This window comes from Frankia sp. AgB32, assembly GCF_023243045.1.
GTDB lineage: Bacteria > Actinomycetota > Actinomycetes > Frankiales > Frankiaceae > Frankia.
Window position 1 is genome coordinate 18,276 of sequence record NZ_JALKFX010000088.1, and the last position, 19,621, is coordinate 37,896.

14 protein-coding genes are annotated in these 19,621 nt (G+C 75.2%); 3 read left to right on the forward strand and 11 right to left on the reverse strand.

The window, feature by feature from the left end; translation table 11 throughout:
* The first annotated feature begins 767 nt into the window (after positions 1-767).
* Complete coding sequence (locus tag MXD60_RS21105; RefSeq protein WP_248821064.1) at positions 768-1,358, forward strand: Uma2 family endonuclease; 591 nt, start codon at positions 768-770, stop codon at positions 1,356-1,358.
* Between the two features lie 168 nt (positions 1,359-1,526).
* On the opposite strand, the gene MXD60_RS21110 is transcribed toward MXD60_RS21105, so the two are convergent.
* The 9 genes from MXD60_RS21110 to MXD60_RS21150 all read right to left on the reverse strand — a co-directional run bounded on the left by MXD60_RS21110 (position 1,527) and on the right by MXD60_RS21150 (position 12,155).
* On the reverse strand, positions 1,527-3,254 hold the full coding sequence (locus MXD60_RS21110; RefSeq protein WP_248821065.1) for a DNA repair helicase XPB: 1,728 nt from the start codon (positions 3,252-3,254) through the stop codon (positions 1,527-1,529).
* 216 nt (positions 3,255-3,470) lie between these two features.
* Complete coding sequence (locus MXD60_RS21115) at positions 3,471-6,047, reverse strand: helicase-associated domain-containing protein (RefSeq protein ID WP_518468379.1); 2,577 nt, start codon at positions 6,045-6,047, stop codon at positions 3,471-3,473.
* A gap of 85 nt (positions 6,048-6,132) precedes the next feature.
* A complete protein-coding gene (locus MXD60_RS21120; RefSeq protein ID WP_248821067.1) occupies positions 6,133-6,558 on the reverse strand; it encodes a hypothetical protein in 426 nt (141 codons plus the stop codon).
* A gap of 471 nt (positions 6,559-7,029) precedes the next feature.
* Positions 7,030-7,233: a hypothetical protein gene (locus MXD60_RS21125; protein WP_248821068.1), complete on the reverse strand. Its 204-nt coding sequence runs from the start codon at positions 7,231-7,233 to the stop codon at positions 7,030-7,032.
* Positions 7,234-8,634: 1,401 nt separating this feature from the next.
* Positions 8,635-9,072: a DUF3180 domain-containing protein gene (locus tag MXD60_RS21130; protein ID WP_248821069.1), complete on the reverse strand. Its 438-nt coding sequence runs from the start codon at positions 9,070-9,072 to the stop codon at positions 8,635-8,637.
* Positions 9,069-9,626 carry a 2-amino-4-hydroxy-6-hydroxymethyldihydropteridine diphosphokinase gene (gene folK / locus MXD60_RS21135; protein WP_248821070.1) on the reverse strand — a complete coding sequence of 186 codons (558 nt, stop codon included), beginning with the start codon at positions 9,624-9,626 and terminating at the stop codon, positions 9,069-9,071. The genes MXD60_RS21130 and folK overlap by 4 nt, the downstream gene beginning before the upstream one ends.
* Entirely contained in the window at positions 9,626-10,075 is a 450-nt protein-coding gene (gene folB, locus MXD60_RS21140; RefSeq protein WP_248821071.1) for a dihydroneopterin aldolase, read from the reverse strand. The genes folK and folB overlap by 1 nt, the downstream gene beginning before the upstream one ends.
* Positions 10,072-11,232 (reverse strand): dihydropteroate synthase, encoded by a 1,161-nt coding sequence (folP, locus tag MXD60_RS21145; protein ID WP_518468382.1) that lies wholly within the window; start codon positions 11,230-11,232, stop codon positions 10,072-10,074. The genes folB and folP overlap by 4 nt, the downstream gene beginning before the upstream one ends.
* Positions 11,229-12,155, reverse strand: coding sequence for a GNAT family N-acetyltransferase (locus MXD60_RS21150; protein WP_248821072.1), 927 nt, complete (start codon positions 12,153-12,155; stop codon positions 11,229-11,231). Before MXD60_RS21150 ends, folP begins: the two co-directional genes overlap by 4 nt.
* Positions 12,156-12,954: 799 nt before the next feature.
* Between MXD60_RS21150 and MXD60_RS21155 the strand changes: the two genes are divergently transcribed.
* On the forward strand, positions 12,955-14,502 hold the full coding sequence (locus MXD60_RS21155) for an NsdA family TPR-like regulatory protein (RefSeq protein ID WP_248821073.1): 1,548 nt from the start codon (positions 12,955-12,957) through the stop codon (positions 14,500-14,502).
* Here the strand turns inward: MXD60_RS21155 and MXD60_RS21160 are convergent.
* Positions 14,477-15,259, reverse strand: coding sequence for a phosphatase PAP2 family protein (locus MXD60_RS21160; protein ID WP_248821074.1), 783 nt, complete (start codon positions 15,257-15,259; stop codon positions 14,477-14,479). The genes MXD60_RS21155 and MXD60_RS21160 overlap by 26 nt on opposite strands.
* Before the next feature lie 353 nt (positions 15,260-15,612).
* Between MXD60_RS21160 and MXD60_RS21165 the strand changes: the two genes are divergently transcribed.
* Positions 15,613-18,342 carry a nucleotide-binding protein gene (locus MXD60_RS21165; protein WP_248821075.1) on the forward strand — a complete coding sequence of 910 codons (2,730 nt, stop codon included), beginning with the start codon at positions 15,613-15,615 and terminating at the stop codon, positions 18,340-18,342.
* A gap of 15 nt (positions 18,343-18,357) precedes the next feature.
* Here MXD60_RS21165 and MXD60_RS21170 read toward each other — a convergent pair whose 3' ends face one another.
* Positions 18,358-19,557 (reverse strand): geranylgeranyl reductase family protein, encoded by a 1,200-nt coding sequence (locus MXD60_RS21170; RefSeq protein ID WP_283098734.1) that lies wholly within the window; start codon positions 19,555-19,557, stop codon positions 18,358-18,360.
* Between the last annotated feature and the right edge of the window lie 64 nt (positions 19,558-19,621).

Consider the following 19,621-nt stretch of genomic DNA (forward strand, 5'->3'; position numbering starts at 1 on the left):
GGGGCGCCCCGGGGCCCCGGGGCGGCCCCCCCGCGGGGGGGGGGGGGGCGCGGCCGGCGGGCGCGGGTTGCTGGGAGGCCCGGGCGGGTCCGGCCGGTCAGAGGGACTTCCCATCCCTACCGAAAAAGACTTATCGGACATAGTGCCCGAACGTTACATGGCGCCACGAGCGGGACGCCAGCTGGCGTGTCGTCTAATTGCGACATACTCGTTGCTAACGCTATTACTTTGCCGTAACCCTTGATTCCGGTCGCCACCTCCCTCAAATGGGGTGGATTGCCGTATACGATCAGCCCCTAATCATCGCCCGTGGATCTCGCGAAAGCGAAGCCACTGCGGGATCTGACCACGGAACGACGCGCCGACCAGCAGTACAGACGTGGGGATCCGCTGTCGACACGGGAGCGAGTGGCTGCCGGAACAGGGGGCTGCCGACCGGCTTCGCAGCAACGAACCGCGGTGGCCCGCCTCCGCGGACGGGAGGTTCCGCGGAGGCGGGCTCTTCAGCCCGGGAGCGGGCGCCACTCGGGACGGAGCGAGCGCCGGGAGACACTCCCAAAGACGACCCAGTGGGGGATACCCCCATCAGCCGTCTGCGACGTTGATCAAATTACCATTGGGTAGCGGAATCGACAAGAGTTTAATGTCACTTATTTTCAACAATTCACCAGGCTGTCGGGGCACTCAGCTCGACTATTTACGCGACACGGACAATTAACCCGCGTGGTCTTTCGACACAGCTCGACGGGACGGGCACGATAGATGTCGTGGTCCAGGTCGCATTTCAGTCCCGCTCACGCCGCCCGTCCGTGACGGTGCCCACACCACCGATCGCGGTGGCCGATCTCGACGCGGGCGGGTACGACGACGCCCGGCTGGAGTTGCTGGACGGGCTGTGTGTGCTGCGCCCATGGCCGACGCCGCTGCGGGCCCGGGTCACCGACCGGCTGACCCGGCTGCTGGGCCAGGCCGCGACCTCCGGCGCCCACGTGCTACCCAACGGGGTGGGACTGGAGCTGTCCGCACGCTGCCTGCTCGTCCCGGACGTCGTCGTCGCGCCGAGCCCGTCGGGTGAGCGGCGCCGCCTCCAGGAGACGCCGTTCCTCGTCGTCGAGGTCGCGGACACGAGTACCCGCCGCTACGACCGCACCCTGAAACTCGATCTCTACCGCGAGCGGGGCGTACCGGCGTGCTGGCTGATCGACCCGGAGGCGGCGACTCTGGAGGCGTTCGAGCTGGTCGCCGGCGACTACGTCACCACGAGCGTGTCCGGCCCCGCCGGCGAGTTCCGCACCTCGCGGCCCTTCCCGGTGACGGTCCGCATCTCGGAGCTGATCGATCCACCCGAGGCCGAGTAGGCGGGACGGGCCCCGAGGGGGCCCGGGGGGGCGGGGGCCCCCCCCCCCCCCCCCGGGCCCCCCCCCCCCCCGCCGCGGGGCGGGGCGGGGCACCTCCCCCCCCCCCGGCGGGGGGGCCCGCGGCCCGCGCCACGGGGCCCGCCGCGCCATCGGCGAGGAGAAGGCCGGCTACTCGACGCCGCCGGCGGCGTCGGGGTCCGCCGCGTCGTCGGGGTCCGCCGGACCTGGCCTGCCGTCCTGGTCGGAGCGGATGACCTGGTCGGGAATGTCGTCGGCATCCATGATCGTGTAGGCGTAGCCCTGCTCGGCGAGGAAGCGCTGGCGGTGCGCCGCGTACTCCTGGTCCAGCGTGTCCCGGGCGACGACCGTGTAGAAGTGGGCCGAGCGGCCGTCGGCCTTGGGCCGCAGCACCCGGCCCAGCCGCTGGGCCTCCTCCTGCCGGGACCCGAACGTGCCGGAGACCTGCACGGCCACGCCGGCCTCCGGCAGGTCGATGGAGACGTTCGCGACCTTCGAGACGACCAGCGTCGTGATCTCCCCCGTCCGGAACGCCTCGAACAGCCGCTCGCGCTCCCGGTTGCGGGTCGATCCCTGGATCACCGGCGCGCCCAGCAGCTCACCGAGCTCGTCGAGCTGGTCGAGGTAGGCCCCGATCACCAGCACCCGGTCGCCGGCGTGCCGGCGAACGAGCCGCTCCACCACCGACCGCTTGCTGTAGGCGGTTGCACACATCCGGTAACGCTCCTCCGGCTCGGCGACGGCATATGCCATCCGCTCGTCCTCGGTGAGCGTCACACGGACCTCGGTGCACTCGGCGGGGGCGATGTAGCCCTGTGCCTCGATCTCCCGCCATGGCGCGTCATAGCGCTTGGGCCCGATCAGCGAGAAGACGTCGCCCTCGCGGCCGTCCTCCCGCACCAGGGTGGCGGTGAGGCCGAGCCGACGGCGCGACTGGATGTCGGCGGTCATCCGGAACACCGGCGCCGGGAGCAGATGCACCTCGTCGTAGATGATCAGCCCCCAGTCCCGGGCGCCGAACAGATCCAGGTGCAGGTACTCGCCCTTACGCCGGGCCGTCATCACCTGGTAGGTGGCGATGGTGACCGGACGGATCTCCTTACGCTCGCCGGAGTACTCGCCGATCTCGTCCTCGGTCAGGGAGGTGCGACGCAGCAGCTCGTGCCGCCACTGGCGGCCGGCGACGGTGTTCGTGACGAGAATCAGCGTCGTCGCCCCCGCCTGGGCCATCGCGGCGGCGCCGACGAGGGTCTTGCCCGCGCCGGCGGGCAGCACGACCACGCCGGAACCGCCCTCCCAGAAGCCCGCGACCGCGCCCTGCTGGTAGTCGCGCAGCTCCCAGCCGTCCTCCACCAGCTCGATCGGGTGCCGCTCGCCGTCGACGTAGCCGGCGAGGTCCTCCGCCGGCCAGCCGAGCTTGAGCAGCGCCTGCTTGAGCCGGCCGCGCTCCGACGGGTGCACGACGATCGTGTCGTCGTCGAGGCGCTGGCCGAGCAGCGGCAGGATGCGCTTCGACCGGGCGACCTCGACCAGCACCGCCCGGTCGAGCGCGCGCAGCACCAGACCGTGGACCGGATCGTTCTCCAGCCGCAGCCGGCCGTAACGGTCCATCGTGTCCGCGACGTCGACGAGCAGGGCGTGCGGCACCGCGTAGCGGGAGTGCCGGACGAGCGCGTCGACCACCTGCTCGGCATCGTGCCCGGCGGCGCGGGCGTTCCACAGCGCCAGGGGGGTGATCCGATAGGTGTGGACGTGCTCAGGGGAGCGCTCCAGCTCCGCGAACGGCGCGATCGCCGAGCGGGCCTCAGCCGCACCCGCGTGGTCGACCTCCAGCAGAAGAGTCTTGTCCGACTGCACGATCAGTGGACCGTCCGCCATCCGCTGCACTCCTCCCGGCCGACGTTCCGGCATCGGCCGCCGGGTACGAAGACCGGCGCCGCGCCACCCGCAGGCGATGTCCTTCGACGGTACAGGCCGCCTCCGACAGATCGCGGAGGCCGTCCGCAGGTGCCCCGCCCCGTCCACAGGCCCCGCCCGCCCGCCCGCCCGGCGGGCGGTCACCAGGCAGCGATGATCACGGCCCTGGGCGCCGGCTCACAGCGATTCGTCGAGGTCAGGGCGATCGGCCGGGTCCGCACCGACCGGCGACGACCATTCCGGTGTCGGCGGCCGGCCGGCAAAGGCGTTGTCGACGTCGGCGACCCCGGTCACGCGATGCAGGGCGAAGCGGCGCGGCGCGGCGCTGAGCTCGTCCCACGCCGTCAGCCAGCCGCCGTCGACGGAGGTCGGCCGCACGATCCGGTCCCGGGGCGTCCCCTGCTGGTCGACGTAGCCGAGCAGCACCCGGCGCCGCTCCCGCACGGCGCCCTGCAGCATCACCAGGATGAGCGGCGCCGAACGGGTCAGTCCGAGCTCGACGCCGGTCGGGCCACCGGCGACGCGCAGCGCCCTCGCGCCGTCGTCTCCCCGGCGCACCAGTCGCAGCACGTCGCGGGCCTGCGCCAGCCGGGTGTCGGCGACCTCGACCGAGCCCGGCCGGGCCCGCGCCGGGGTGCGGTGCACCGGCGGCCGGCTCAGCAGCACCCGCCCGTCCGGCGCCTCGGCGACCGGCGAGTACCCGGCCTCCCGCAGGCCGGCCAGCATCTCCGCCGGCGGCAACGAGGAGATGACGATCGTCGGCGCGATCCGGCGCAGGCCCAGCGTCTGGGTGCGCCGGCTGGCGACGACCTCCGCGAGCAGCGCGGTGTCATCGCAGCGCAGGTAGCTCGACGCCGGGCCGGCCCGCAGCCGGCCATGCCGGCGCGCGGTGTCGTCGATCAGGTAGGTCAACGCCTGCGGGATGCCCGTACGGCCCAGCCGCCCGAGTTCGGCGTGGATGTCCTCGGCGGTCAGGCCCGCGTCCAGCGCGCGGCGCAGCGAGCCCTCGGAGAAGCGGTAGACCGTCGCGGCGCCGGTCGACTCGACGTCCGCCATCTGGGCGACCCGCGCGGCGGCCTGCGGAACCAGCGGCCCCGGCGCCACGGCGGTCAGGTCCGCCTGCAGCAGCAACTCCTCCACCGGCTCGGGCAGCAGCGGGGTGAGGGCGTCGGCGAGCTGGCCGCACAGGGCCGCGTCGCCGCGGCTGGGCCGGCCCGGCAGCGCCATGGACCGAGCCGGATCCGCGCTCTCCTGCGCCAGCCTGGCGGCCAGCAGCCGGCCGACGGAGGTGGGCGCTCCCCGGCCGGTCAGGCCGAGCAGCTCGGCCTCGGCGACCGTACCGTCGATCATTCCGGCGAGCAGGGTCCCCGAGCGCTGCGGCGCCCGCCAGGACAGCAGGGCCCGCAGCGACGACGCGTCCGGCGCGACCCCCGGCGGTGCGGCCGCCAGTGCGCACACCACCTCGGCCCGCAGCTCCGGCGCGGCGGACCGGCGCACGTCCAGCGACATCGCCGCGATCTGCCGACCGCGTTCGTCCCGCTCGCCCACCAGCCAGGCGGCGGTCGGCGCGCGCAGCCAGCCCTCGGCCAGCAGGGCCCAGCGGGCCGCGACCAGCTCGGTGCTCCAGCGGTCGTAGGCGGCGGTCGGCACGAACTGGACGTCGACGCCGGCCGTGGCGTCGACGAGCCCGGCGGCGGCGGCGAGTTCGACCACGAAGGCGGCGACCCGCTCGTCGGTGTCGATCAGACGGGCCACGGCACGCAGGTCGCGCACGCTCAGTCCGCCGGTGCGCAGGGGCGTCACCGGCGTCGTTCCCCAGGCGTCCAGGACCGTCGTGACCCAGCGGACCACCGTGTCCGCGGCGAGGGCTGCCGCGCTGTCGGCCGAGGCCTCGCCGACCACCGTGCCCGCGCCGGGCGGCGGGTCCGGATGCAGCCGGCCGGCCGGCCTGTCCCCGCGGACCGCGCGGCCGACCTCGCGCGGCAGCTCGACGGTCTCGTCGTCGATGCCGACGACGAGACCCCGCGCCAGCAGCTCCTCGATCGGGCTGCGGGCGACATCCAGGGAGAGCAGCCGGCCGGCCTCCGCCGTGGTGCCGAGGGCAGGGCCGACGGCCAGCCGGTCGAGCAGCTCACGGGCCCGCGGTGAGCATTCGCCCAGCCATCCACGCACCCGGTCCGGATCGTCGAACAGCGTGCCGATGGCGTCGACCAGCTCGGCGCGGGCGCCCAGCCCACCGTCGAGAGCCGGTTCGGCCTGCCGGGGCGTCGGCAGGCCGACCGCCTCGGCGAGGCGGGTGAGCTGAAACTGCCGGTAGGCCGACAGGCACTCCCGCACGGGCCGGCCGAGACCCAGCGGCCGGACCCCGACGAGATCGATGGCCATGCCGACCACCCGCACCGCGGCGTCGTCGCCCCAGACCAGGCCGAGTTCACGCAGCCGACGCACCGCCCCGGCGACGGCCGCATGCCCGCAGAAGGCCGCCAGCCGCTCGAGCGACACTCCGGCAGGCAGGATCGTCAGCGCCTCCAGCACCTCGGAGGTGCCGGTGTCGAGGCGCTCCATCGCGCGCGCGACGCTGACCCGGACCTCCAGCCGCGCGGCCAGCACGTCGAAGTCGGGCGGCGGCGGCGTGGCGAGATCTGGCCGCAGCAGAAACAGGCGAATGACTGCCTCGTCCGGCTGCATGCGCAGCCAGTCCGCCAGAGTCACGGACCCGTCGTGCGCCTCCTCGGCCAGCATGGACACTCTCATGACGGTAGCTGGCGCGGCACGCGGCCGGCGGGCGGCCATCGGCGGACACGACCCGCGGGCGCCGCCAGCGACCCCCGCGCCCCGGCTACGCGGAGTGTGCGGCCTCGCCGGAACGCGCGGCCGCCTCGCAGCCGTGCCGGGCGAACCTGGCCGTGCCGACCTGGTCCAGCACCCAGCCGCAGCAGGTGTCCCAGCGCAGCACGGCGATCGCCGGATCCGGGGCGCCGGGCGGGCGCAGGACGGCGAACGCCCAGTCCGGCGCGCCGGTCGACGTCCGAATACCGCTGATCCGCAGGTCCTCCGCCGCGACGGCGGAGACCAGCGGGCTGTCGAGCAGGGCCGCCACGATCAGGTCGGCCTCGATCGGGGTGGCCGGGCGACCAGGCCCGTCGGAAACGTCGGAGCCACCCGCGCCGGACCATCCCGACGCCGCGCGGTCCCGCTCCGGAGCACCGTGGCCGGCGTCGCCGAGCAGCGGCGCCGCGGGGACTGCTGCGGGTCTCGGACGCACGTGGCCTCCTTGGATGCCTACAGGCGTGGCAGGCCGGGATGCGCGTTCGGTCGACATCGGCGATCAGAGCGCGCGGCAGCGGCGCGCACGAGACCAGGTCGCACGAGACGAGGTCGCACGAGACGAGGTCGACGGAATGCGACAGACCTACCAATACCGATTGCACACGCCAAGCCCGGGTGGACGCAAGGGATTCGGCGAACTGGAACGTGGCAATTTCGCCACGGCCGCATCAGCGCGTCGCGCGCGCGAACCGCGCGGTCACCGAAAGATCACGTGGCACCCGAATATTGAGGGGATCTCGCGCCCACACGACCATGAAACGACAAGTACGACAACGCTTGACAACATTCGGCCTCAATCCGGCAAACCGGACGGCTCGCCGGCCAGGACCGAAATATCGAGGTGCACTCCCCGTTCCGGCCACCACCCATCGGGGCGCCCGGATCGGCGCCCCCGACAGGCCGCTGGTCACCGCAGCCGACCCGCCCCGTCAACGAGGAACGAAAGGTGATTCGCCCGCCCCCAGTCCGCGATCCGGGACAGCACGCCAGCGTCGCCGGGCAGCGCGAGCGTCCGGCCGAGCGACGTCCCGGCGACGAGAACGGCAATCACGATCAGAACCTGGACCAGGGTCAACAACCGGGAACGGGCACGCCCGCGGCCGTTGCGCACGCCACCGTCATCGTCGGCCGGACCGCCACCACGCTCGCCCCCGCGGCCTTGCGCGGCACCACCAATGGCGCCACCACGGTCCGCATTGCCGCGCGCCGCATCAGAAGCCTCGATGTCACGGCGTTCGATGTCACGGCGATTAGTGCCAGGACGATTGACGTCACGACGGTCGGTCGCGGTCGCACCGGCGTCCCGCTCACCGTTCGCGTCGAGCCGCCGCGGTGGCATCGAACCGCGAGCGTCCGCGAGTTGCCTGCCGGGGACACCGGGATTCGCCGGGGCGGGTCGGCGGCCCGTTCCCCGACCGGGGGACGGCCGTGATCCGTCGGGTGGCAGCGGTGGGTGAACCCCGGTGAAGCTGACGTCATCGAGCACACCGGACGCGCCCGGGGCACCGGCGACCGCGCCGCCCGGACGGCGGGAACTCGACGACTGCGGGTAATCCGCTCGCGGGTCTGCTCCCGGCGCCAGCCGCCCGGCAGCGACGGGCGGGGCCGCGGCCGCGGTGGATCTCCGCGCGGCGGGCGGCGGCGCCGGGCCAGCGGGCGGACGAAGCGTGGGGAGGTCCGGGAGGCTCGCGGCGTCAGGCCGTTCCCGCGCCGGCGACCGGGTCCGCTGATCCGCCGCGGGTTCGGTCTCCATCTCCGCCGGGTCGAAGGCGACGACCTCCGCCCCGCCCGCCGTCGCAGTGCCGAACGCCACCGCGCGAAAGGTCGGCGGCCGTGCGGGGGCCGCGCCGTCGGCGGGCTGGGCGACCCGTGCCCGCTGCCCGGGGCGGGCCGACGGCCGCGCCCGAGCCGGACCCGCCCGACCGGCCGACGCCGACTGTCCTTGTCCGGAGGGCTGCGCGGGCCCGGAGGGCTGTACTCGCTGGGAGGGCTGTACTCGCTGGGAGGGCTGTACTCGCCCGGACGGCTGCGCTGCCCCGGATGGCTGCGCCGCGCCGGACGGCCGCACTGGCCCGGAGGGTTCGGCCCGGCTGGCTGGCAGTGCCCGCCGGGACGATGCGGCGCGGAGGGGCGGCTGCGCCGGCTCCGCCGGTTCGGTCTCCACCTCCGCGGGGTCGAAGCCGCGGAGGTAGCCGTTGCGGGGTGCGGCGCCGGCTGGCCCGGGCTGCGGTTGCTGGCCGCCCCTGGCGGTTGTCGGCGGCCGGTTTCCCGCTCCGCCGCGGTTCCGGCCCTCTGCGACCACCGCCCGCACCTTCCGCTTCGGCGCCTCACCACCGCGCCCTCAGCCGGCCGGCGGTCGGCGCCCAACCGCGCGCGACCGGGCAACCCCGACTTTGCTCGCAGTCCTGGCTCGCAGTCCTGGCTCCGACGGCAATCCACCTAAGACTAACCCCTGGAGTTCCGCCTCGAAGCAGCCATGTCCGCGAGCCGCGGAGCGGCCACCCGACGTGCCCTACGGCCTGCGGACCCGGCAGACCCGTTCGAGCAGGAGACCGCCGGCGAGCAGCACGACCGCGGCCGCCAGCCCCAGTCCGGCGGTGAGCGCGTCGCTGCCGGCGGTCGGGAACTCGTCCGTCCGCGGCAGGGTGTAGCCGAGCGTGCCCGCCCAGCCACCCGCGAGCGCCGCCGCGGTCGCCGAACTGGCCTTCGCCAGGGCGGCGAGCCGGGCGACCGTCAGCGGCATGATCGGCCGGGTTCCCGGCCGTCCCTCCAACCGGCGCCGTGTCATGCCCGCGACCTGAAGCTCGATCGCGCCGATGACGAGGACCGACAGGGGGGCCGTGCGCGGCAGGCTCGGGATCGACCGATAGGACCACCACAGCAGCACGTACGCGAGCACGCCGAACCCGACCGCCACCAGGACGAGATCACGTGCTCGGGTCGGTTTCACGCCGGCTCGTCACCACCGCGCCCACCGATCGGATGGGCGTCCAGGCTGCCCGCCAGGCGCCGCACGCCGGCGACCTGCCCCTCCCGCCTCAGCTGGGCGACGAGGTCGGCGACCGGGCCGTGGCCCGGCAGCACCGCCGCCGGCTCGACGTCCAGCCAGGGCAGGCAGACGAAGGCCCGCAGATGCGCCCGTGGGTGCGGGATGAGGATCTCGGGGTCGTCACTGCGCTCCTCGCCGAGCGCGATGACGTCGACGTCGAGGGTGCGCGGGCCCCACCGGACGGCGCGGACCCGCTGGGCGTCCTCCTCGACGGTCCGCGCGGTGGCGAGCAGCGCGCGCGGCGACGCCGGCGCGACCAGCACGATCGCGTTGAGGTAGTCGTCCTGTTCGGGGCCACCGACGGGAGCGGTCTCGTACACCGGCGAGCAGGCGGTGACGCCGAGCAGTTCGTCGAGGTGGCGTACGGCCGCCCGCAGCAGCGCCCAGCGGTCTCCGAGGTTGGAGCCGAGGGCCAGGACAGCGTGATCAGGCCGGGCGGCGCGCTCGTCGGCCATCACCGGCGAGCACCGGCCTCGACCGCGGGGTCCGCCGGCCGGTCCCGGGTGACGGTCACGGCGACGTCGGTGAACGCCAGCGGGATCGGCGCCGCCGGCTTGTGCACGGTCACCCGGGCCCGGGTGACCCGATCGTGGGCCAGGCAGGCGTCGGCGAGGCGGTACGCGAGAGTCTCGATCAGGTCGACCGGCTCGCCGCCGACGATGCCGGCGAGGGTCTCGGCGAGTTCGCCGTAGTGGACGGTCAGGGTGACGTCGTCGCCGTGGGCGGCGGGCGACATGTCCAGCCAGATCACCGCGTCCACGACGAATTCCTGCCCAAGCTCGCGCTCGGCGGGCAGCACGCCGTGCCGACCGCGAACCCGCAGGCCGGTGAGGGTGATGTGGTCGACGGAACCGGTGGCCTGGTCGGTCGCGACGGCTGGGCCCGGCGTCATGAAGCGGGTCATGGTGTCTCCTGGTTTCCGGCCTGGCCGGGTGTGCGGCCCGGGCCCACCGCCGGGGCCGGCGACGGGGATGCCGAACGGTCCGCGGCTGGCTGCCCGGCCTCCACGCCGTTGTCACCGACCGTCCCGGCCCGCCCGGCCCGGGACGCGCCGTGGCGGGGCAACCGGGAACCGGACGCCGACCCCGCACCGGCGGACGTGCCCGGCGCGGGCATACCCGCACCGCCGCGGCCCCGCCCGACACCGCGCTCCCGCGCGCCGGCGGACCCCCGGGCCGGGCCGGAGCCGTCGGCCGAAGCGGCGGCGTCGCTTCCGATGTCACCGTGGTGCCACGCGCGCACGACCCGGACCGCGTCCGCCGCCGGCCGCACCGCGTGCACCCGCACGCCCCAGACCCCGGCGGCGGCCAGCATCGCCGTCGTCGCCTGGGTGGCGTCGTCACGCTCGTCGCTGGTCCGGCTCGCGCCCCGGCTGTCCGCGAGGACCGATCCCAGGAAGGACTTGCGGGACGTGCCCACGAGCAGCGGCCGGCCGAACCGCGCGAGCGCGTCGAGCTGCCGCAGCAGCGTCCAGTTGTGTTCCGCCTTCTTGGCGAACCCGATGCCCGGGTCGAGGATGACCCGGTCCTCGGCGATGCCGGCGGCGATCACGGCCTCCAGCCGCTCGCCGAGCTCCGCGACCACCTCCGCGACGACGTCGCCGTAGACCGCGCGGTGGGCCATGTCGATGCTCGGGCCACGGGCGTGCATGAGCACGTAGTAGACCCCGCGGTCGGCGACCAGGGCCAGCAGGTCCGGGTCGTGGCCGCCGGAGACGTCGTTGACCAGGACCGCGCCGGCATCGACGGCGGCGGCCGCCACCGACACCCGGGTCGTGTCGACGCTGACCCGCACGCCGGCGGCCGCGAGCTCGGCAACGACCGGCAGCACCCGGCGCATCTCCTCCGAGGCGACCACCCGGGACGCGCCCGGACGGGTCGACTCGCCGCCGACGTCGATCAGGTCGGCGCCCTCGTCGACCATCCGCAGCCCAGCCCGGACGGCATCGACCGGGTCGAGGAACGTCCCACCGTCGGAGAACGAGTCGGGCGTGACGTTGACGACTCCCATCACCTTGGTGAGCTGGCCGGCGCGCAGGAACTCGTCGGACGTCGGGCTCACGGGGTGTCCTCCGCGGCCGGCCGGGCCGCCCGCCGGCCCGGGCCCGGCACCGGTGCGGCCGGGGCGCGGCGGTAGGAGTAGCGGTAGACCGGCCGGAAGCCGAGTTCGGCGTACAGCCGCCTGGCCACGGTGCTGACCTCCTCAACCTGAAGGTAGGCGTGGGTGGCGCCGCGCGCCGCGGCCCACTGTCCGAGCGCGGCGAGGACCCGCCGGGCCGCGCCCTGGCCGCGGGCGGCGGGCAGCGTCGCCATGCTGTAGATACCCAGCCAACGGCCATCGAGGACACCGCGGCCCACCGCCGCCGGCACGCCGTCGACGGCCACCGTCACGTAGACGGCGGGCAGCCGCACCGCGTCGAGCACGGCGAGCGTGCCGGCCCGCTGCGCGCCGAAGGTGGCGAGCACCTGTTCCGCCACCCGCAGCCAGCCGTCCCCGGGGGCGGTCTCGGTGGCCGCGCCGATCGGCGGCGGGTCCGCGGCGCCGCCGCCGGCCGCCCCGGTCACCCCGCCGAGCGGTGCCGCGCAGACGTCGGTCGGCCCGGAGTCGTCGTAGCCGGCCGCGTCGAGGGCCGGGACGAGGCCCGCCGGCTGGCTGACGGGGGTGAGCTGGAAGGTGGGCGGCAGCCCCTCGGCGGCATAGAACGCGGCGACTGCGGCGAGCGCCGCGGGGACGTCGGGCACCTCGCCGTGCGCCCAGACGGAGTTGCCGCGCCGGGACGCGCCGGCCGACGCGCGCAGGGTCCAGCCGTGATGGTCGTGCAGGCGCAGCGGCGGCCAGGCCCGGTGTGCCGCGGCCTCGAGGTCACGAGCCAGCGCCGCGTCCGCGACGGACAGGCCGGCGCGGGGGGCGACGAGCGGGTCGGACGGTGGGAACGCCGCGCGGTCGCCGATCCGGCGGTCACCGATCTGGCGGTCACCGGTCATGAGGCACCCCGGCGGACCCGTCCGCCTGCGCGCCCGCAGCGCGCCGAACAGGTCATGCGGAACTGCCCGGCCACATCAGCCACCGTGCCGAGGCTACCGACCGGATGGCGCCCATGGCCGGCGGCGTCACTCCTACCGGCGGTGGTGGTGTCTCCCCCGCCGCCGGCACCTATGACCGAATGTCAACATTTCGTACTTATTGCACTTCTGTTCCCGCCTGCCCAGCGGATCATCGCCGGGCGCCCAACTGCCGGCCGCGGTGTCGGCGGACACGGCCGCCGGACTACGGCGGCAGGTGCACAAGCCTTTCCCGGTCCGGCGCGTTCAGGGCGGGAGATCGTTCGTCCGTGCACCGCGCGACCGGACACGATGCACCGCAACGGTGGTCGCAAAAGACCCACGAAAGCAAGATCGATATCGGAAACCTCGATGAAACACCATGTGGAGCCACGGTGGCGACCACGTTGCCAGCCCGTCATCGTCACCCTGCGACGCGATCTCCCTTCTACTATCGATATTGAGGAATCCGGAACACCGGTCGGAACAACCAGTCAGCCCGACCGGAGTGACCGGTTGGCGGCAGCGTCGCCGCCACGCGCTCGCCGGAGACGCCGGCCGCCCGCCGCCGACCCGAACGCCGCCACTGCCGCCGGCGTTCCCGTCCCGGTCCCGATCCCACCAGGGTCGAGTGGTCTCTTCGTGCGCTTCCCCGGGTCGACTCTCGCAGCGGACTGCACCCTTCGCTACGTTGTCGACACGGTCACGGACCGTAGTGTTATCGGAAGGAAGGACGCGCGGCATGCCGCAGTCGAGCGGACCCCCGCCGGACCGTGGACCCCACCACGGTTCCCCGGGTCCGAACGGTCGATCCGGCCCGCCAGCAGTCCGGCGAGCGTCCAACGAGTCGATAAGCATCCCCCCGGCCCGGACCCCGCCGGACGACCGCCCCGAGGACTACCCCACCGAGCCGCCCACCCAGCCGCCCCTGGACTGCTGCGGCCTTGGCCCCGTCAGCTCCCCGACCGCCAACCTGCTGTGGGCCGCGGGCGGCCTCGCGGACCTGACCCGACTGGCCCTCCTGCGGCCGCGGGCACCGTTCGCGGGGCCCGAGTTCCAGGCGATCGGGCCGGCGGGCGGACCATGGCGGCCAGCCGCGACGCAGCCCAACCCCTCGTGTGCCGCCCCCGCGGGCCAGGCCGCCCGCTGGCTGACGCTGCTGGCCGACAGGACCGCGTTCGCCCCGCTCACCACCCCTGGTCCGCCGACCGGGCAGGGCGCGGGAGACCCTGCCGGCCGGTCGGAGCGCCGGCCCGCCGGGGTCGCGGTGATGTCCGCGCTCCTCGCCGAGGGCCAGATCATGGAGGTCTCCGACGTCCTCGCGGCGAGCCCGGTCCAGCTCGCGTTGGAACGCGCCGAGGACATGCTCGGGGACCTGCTCGACGCGCACGAACGGACCCCGCCCGCGCACATCCTCGCCCAGACCGCCCGGCTTCGCCGCGGCCTGGAGCGGCTCGGTCGGCGTTCGGTTCCGGGTGCCGACGTCCATCGGCGGGACGTGCTGGCCGGCCAGGTGGCCGTGCTCGGCGGCGACGCGGCCTTCAAGCTCGGCGACCTCGCCACGGCCCGCTCGCTGACGGCCCTCGGCTACCAGACCGGCCGGCAGGCCGGAGAGGGGCCGCTGCGCGGCTCCGCCCGGGAGGTCGCCGCCGTCAACGAGTTCTACGCCGAGCGACCCGACGAGGCCCTGCGCCTCGCCCAGGACGGGCTGGTCCACGCCGGCGACGGGCCGGTGCGGGCCCGGCTGGTCTGCCAGGTGGCCCGCGCGCTCGCCGCCCTCGGCGACGTGCGCGGCGCGGCCCAGGCCCTGGACGAGGCGTACGACCTGGCCGATCTGATCCCGCCGGACCAGTGGGGGCGGCCGGGGCTGGGCTTCGACACCTTCCACCCGGTCGAGGTGTCCTACCACGCCACCACCGCGATGTGCCTGCTCGGGCGGCTGCGGGCCGCCGAGGAACACGCGGAGCTCGCGCTGCCGAAGCTCGACGCGATGGACGTCCCGGGCTTCCGCTCGGTGATCCGGCTCGACCTCGCGCTCGCGCTGGCCCGCCAGGGCCGGCTCGAACTCGACCGGGTCTGCGCGCTGGCCACCGAGGCCATCACGATCTCCTGGGGCCGGACGGTCACGTCCGTGTCCAGGCGGGCCGATCAGGTGCTGACCGCCACCGGGGCACACAGCGAGGTGCGCGCGGTCCGCGAACTCGCCCTGCTGGTCCGGGAGTGGCAGCGGTCCGCGGTGGACCAGCGTCCCGCACCCGGCGCCGTCACGGCGCCGAACCTGTCCGTCTGACGCGGTCCTCCCCGGCCGGCCCGCCGGGCGGCGGCCGCGCGCGGCCGTGTGCCGACGAGCCGTCCGAGGGCCGCACGGCCCACGGACGCAGCAGGGCCGCCAGGCCCAGCCCCCAGGCAAGGCCCAGCAGGTAGCCGCCGAGGACGTCCGAGAGGTAGTGCAGGCCCAGCCCGAGGCGCGCGAATCCGGTTGCCACGACCACCACCGCCGCCCCGGACCACCAGAGCGCCCCCGGTCGGCGCCCGGTGACCGATCCGACGGCGACGAGCAGGGCGACCGCCGCGACCATGACGCCGACCGCGTGCCCGGAGGGGAAGCTGTACCCGGTGGCGTGGGCCACCGGATCGACCGGCGCGGGCCTCGGCCGGGCGAGCAGCTCCTTGCAGCCGCGGGCCAGCAGCCCGCCGAGCTCGACGGTCACCAGCACGTACAGGGCCAGCCGGCGGGTCGACGCCGGGTCGGCAGCGCCCGCGCGCCGCGACCACCACCACAGCCAGCCGGCGCCGAGCACCGCGATCACCCGGAACACCGTCGGATGGAACACCTCGCTGATCCGCGACAGCGCCGCCACCGCTGTCCCCCGCGGGGCCATCCACCGCGCGAGAACGTCCGCGACATGACCGTCAGTTCTGACGACCGGGGACCACCCGACCGCGACCAGGGCCGCGAGCGTCGCGAAGGCCACGGCGGCGACAGCGGCGCCGACAGCGATGCCGCCCTTGACGACGCGGCGGACGCCGCGGTCCTCCGCGGTCATCTCCGCCACCGCCTCTCCCGTCCGCCACGCGGTTCCCGACGTGTCGCCGTCGGCGGCGTACCCGGACGGGCAGGCCTTATATCGGGTGCCGGGCCTGGCCGTCAGCGTTTTGGCGAGCCGGGCCGTGCGGCCCGTGGGGACGCATGTCATTCTGGTCGGACCCGCCGGACCGGTTCGGCGGGCCGCGTCCCGGCCTCGGCCGGTCCGGCCACCGGGTGACAATCGGAGGCCGGCCGTCGTGCACGGTTGTTCAGTTCGTCCGGTCCCAGGGCCCGGGCGCCTGACCGGAGGGGAGACCCTTGGACATCGCGGAGGTAGGTCCCGCGTCGGGAGATCCGTCCCGCGATTCCGCCATGTCCCCCTGGTCCCTGTCCGCTCCATCGCCGACGGCCGACCAGCCGCACCCGCCCCGCCGCGGAGCCGGCGCCGGCGCGGACGCCATCAGCGTCGACGACGTCCGGGTGGATGCGCCCTACCCGCAGCCCGGCCCCGGGCCGGACTCGTGGCAGGTCGACCGGCCGCCCACCGGCGGCTCGTCGGGTGCGCACCGCGGCAGCGGCCCCGGCTGGTCCGTCGACGGCGTCCCGCGTCACGGCGAACCGAACGGCGGCGAACCGAACGGCGGCGAACCGATGCCGACCGGCGGCGCCCACGACCCGTTCGGCACCGCGCGGCCGAACCAGCGGACATATCAGGCGCCCGACCGGCCAGCCCAACCCCAGGCGGCCGCGTCCCCCGGAACCTCGGCGTTGCGGGGGTTCCCCGCGCAGGACGGTGCTCTGCCGACGCACCAGGCCGCCGCCCCGACCGCGCTGGCGGCCGAGTCCGCGCAGTGGCACCCGCAGGACGTCCCACCCGCGGCGGGGGCCGCCCGCCCGCCGATCTCCTCGGACACCTGGCCGTCGATCCGCCAGCCGGAACTGCCGCCGGCGCCGCCGGCCGCGCCCAGCCCGGGCAGCGGCCACGGCCGGATGTTGCCCATCGAGACGCGCACCTTCGATCCGCTGCTGGACCAGTACCCGCTCCGCTCCCATCCCGGGTTCGGCCAGGCCTACCCGCCGCCGGCCGAGACCAGCGCACCCGAGCAGACCAGGGCCTGGTCGGTCGATTCCTACGCCGGGCCCGCGCCCGGGAGGCCAGCCGGCCCCGCCGCGGCTGGCCACTTCCCGCCGCCACCGCACATCCCGCCGCCACCGCACATCCCGCCGCCACCGCACTTCCCGCCGCCGACCGAGGCGCTGCGGGCCGGCGATCTGCCGGCGCCCCACGAACGGCGGTCTGAGCCCGGGTCGGCGCCGCGGGCCGTGGATTCGCCGTCAACCATGGGGATGCCCGCGCCGTGGACCGGACCCAGCCGGCCGTCGGGCCCCCCGGGGCCCTACGACGATCACCTTCCATCGACGGAGTACCCCGCGCCGCCCCCGCCGCCTGGCAGCGTCACCGGTGCCCTGAACCTCGGCAACCCACCGTCCGGGCCCGCTCGCACGGTGGGCCGCATCCCGTCGTGGCTGCGCGACCCGGCGCCGCGTCCTGCCGACCACCAGCCCGGCGCGGCCGGCCCGCCGCCGGCCCGACACCGCCGGGTCGTCCCGCACGATCTGCTCGGCGCGCCGCGGTCCGGGGGATCGGCCGGTCTCGACGCAGCGTGGTATCCCGCGCCGGACCGCCCCGCTTCGCCGCCGGGACCGCCGTCCGACGGGCCGATGCCCCCCGGCCCCGCTGGCTGGCAGGGTGGCGATGGCCCCGACGCCTTTTCCGGCAACGGCGAGCCGCCTCGGGGACCCGCCGCGGCTGACCGTCGCCGCGGCGAGCATTTCCCGTCGGTCGCCGCCGAACGGCCGCCGGACTGGCCGCAGTCGTCGGCCGCCGGCCAGGCGGAGCAGACCCGCGGCCGGCGGCCGACGCACGCCGCCCGGCAGGGCGGGCCAGCGCCGGGCTACTCGCCCTACCCGGACGACCGGCCCGCCGTGGCCGATCTCGGAGCGCACCGCCAGCCGCCGGCCAGCCCGTACCGGGAGGCCGACGACCTCGTCGATCCGACCGCCCGGCACGGCATCGCGGCAGCCCGCCCGGCCGTCCCGGGAGCGGGCCGCGCCGACGCGGACGCGGCGGACCGACCCCCGGCTCCGCGCCGGGACCAGCGTGATCCCCGCGCGGGTCTGCTCCCCAGCGCGCTGCTGCCGCCACCGCCGCCGACGTCATCGCGCGGCTGGCGCAAGCTCGTGTACCAGGTCTCCGCCGGCGCGGTGAACCCCGGGCCGTCCCCGGACGAGGTCCGTGACCAGCGGCTGGTCTCCCGGATCCGCACCCCGCTGCTGGACTGCCATCGGATCGCGGTGATGTCGCTCAAGGGCGGCGTCGGCAAGACCACGACCACCGTCGCGATCGGTTCGACGCTGGCGAGCCTGCGCGGCGACCGGGTCGTGGCGATCGACGCGAACCCGGACCGCGGCACCCTGGGGTCCAAGGTGCCGCGCACGTCTGACCACACCGTGCGGGAACTGCTGGAGGATGCTCCCCGGCTGCAACGCTATGTGGACGTCCGCAAGTACCTGTCGCAGGCCGACTCGCGGCTGGAGGTGCTGGCCTCGGCCAACGACCCGGAGCTGTCCGACTCGTTCGGCGACGCCGAGTACCGCGCCGTGGACGATCTTCTCCAGCGGCACTACTCGATCCTGCTGACCGACTGCGGCACCGGGATCCGGCGCAGCGCGATGCACGGCGTGCTGGAAACCGTCGACACCCTGGTGATCGTCAGTAGCGCGACCGAGGACGGCGGGTCCAGCGCGAGCGCGACCCTGGACTGGCTCGACGCCCATGGCTACGCCGACCTGGTCCGCGAGGCCGTCGCGGTGATCTCGATGTTCCCCGCGCAGGTGGAACGGGCCGAGGTCGACACGCTCGCCGGCCACTTCGAGGCCCGCTCCCGGCGGGTGGTGCGCGTGCCGTACGACCCGCACCTGGCCGACGGCGGCCGCATCGTGCTGTCGGACCTCAAGCGGGAGACCCGAGACGCCTACCGGGAGATCGCCGGGGCCGTCGCGGAGCGGTTCGGCCAGGAACGCGGCGGCAGGGCGCGCTGAGCGCGCCCGGGTCGGTCAGCGCGCCAGCGCCGCCACCGCCGCGCGCACCCCGGGTCGCCGCAGCTGGCGAGCCACCGTGGTGCGACCCTCGATGAGCCGGGTGAACAGACCGAACGTGCCGGGACTGGACAGCAGTGCGTGCATCACCGCCGGCCGGCGGATGAACGCGCCGAGGACCTCGCGGCCGGCGGCGATCTCCGGACCGAGGATGGTCTCGATCCGCCCGGGGTAGGCGGCGAGCGCGGCCGCTCCCCGTGGGCCGTTGCTGGCGGCCGCGCCGACGGCGCCCGCCGCGGCCTCGCCGGCCAGCCGACCCGAACGCAGGGCGAAGGAAATGCCCTCCCGCGTCCACGGGTCGAGCAGGCCGGCAGCGTCACCGGCGACGAGAACCCGACCCCGGCGCAGCGGTGAGCCGGGAGCCCGGACGCGGGTCAGATGGCCGGAGTCGTGTTGCCGGGGAGCGTCGGTGAGCCCGAGCCGCTCGACGAAGCGGCGGTAGTAGGTACGCAGCGCGCCGCCTTCGGCCCGGTCGCCGATCACCCCGACGGTCAGCACCTGTCCCTTGGGGAACAGCCAGCCGTACGAGCCGGGGACCGGCCCCCAGTCGATCAGCATCCGACCGGCCCAGCGCTCGGCCACCGCCGGGTCGACGAGGAACTCGCCCTCCAGACCCACGTCGATCTGATCGCAGTGGACGCCGACGTGGGTGCCGCACCGCCCGGAGGTGCCGTCCGCCCCGATGACGACCCGGGCCCGGACGTCCGCACCGCCGCGGACCCGCAGCGTGACCCAGCCGTCGTCCGCGCCGCTGCCGTTCGCACCGCTGCCGTCCGGCTGCTCGTCGTGCAGCGCGGTGACCTGCACGCCGGTACGCACGGTGGCGCCCGCCGCCTCGGCCGCGGCAAGCAGGGCGGCATCCAGGTCGGAGCGCATCACCATGGACAGCCAGGGCCGGTCGTCGACCCGACCACGACTGACCCGGAACCGCCCGTCGAGACTCAGGGTCAGCGCGCTCACCGAGGACCGGACCAGGCCGGTCAGATCGATCCCGACATGGTCGATGGACAGCCCGACCAGCCCGCCGCCGCAGGTCTTGTACCGTGGTACCGACGACCGTTCGAGCACGCACACGCGGGCGCCGGCAGCGGCGGCCCCCCCCCCCCCCCCGCCGCCCCCCCGGCCCCCCCCCCCCGGGGGGGGGCCGCGGCGGATCAGGGACCGTAGACGCGGCTGGGGGTCACAAACACCACCGTGCGGCGCTGCTTGCGCATCACCCGGT

Coding starts and splice junctions, on each gene's coding strand:
- MXD60_RS21150 (WP_248821072.1), bottom strand. CDS start 12,155: ATGACCGGTGACCGCCAGATCGGTGACCGCCGGATCGGCGACCGCGCG.
- folK (WP_248821070.1), bottom strand. CDS start 9,626: ATGGCCGACGAGCGCGCCGCCCGGCCTGATCACGCTGTCCTGGCCCTC.
- MXD60_RS21110 (WP_248821065.1), bottom strand. CDS start 3,254: ATGGCGGACGGTCCACTGATCGTGCAGTCGGACAAGACTCTTCTGCTG.
- MXD60_RS21165 (WP_248821075.1), top strand. CDS start 15,613: ATGTCCCCCTGGTCCCTGTCCGCTCCATCGCCGACGGCCGACCAGCCG.
- MXD60_RS21115 (WP_518468379.1), bottom strand. CDS start 6,047: ATGAGAGTGTCCATGCTGGCCGAGGAGGCGCACGACGGGTCCGTGACT.
- folB (WP_248821071.1), bottom strand. CDS start 10,075: ATGACCCGCTTCATGACGCCGGGCCCAGCCGTCGCGACCGACCAGGCC.
- MXD60_RS21160 (WP_248821074.1), bottom strand. CDS start 15,259: ATGACCGCGGAGGACCGCGGCGTCCGCCGCGTCGTCAAGGGCGGCATC.
- MXD60_RS21155 (WP_248821073.1), top strand. CDS start 12,955: ATGCCGCAGTCGAGCGGACCCCCGCCGGACCGTGGACCCCACCACGGT.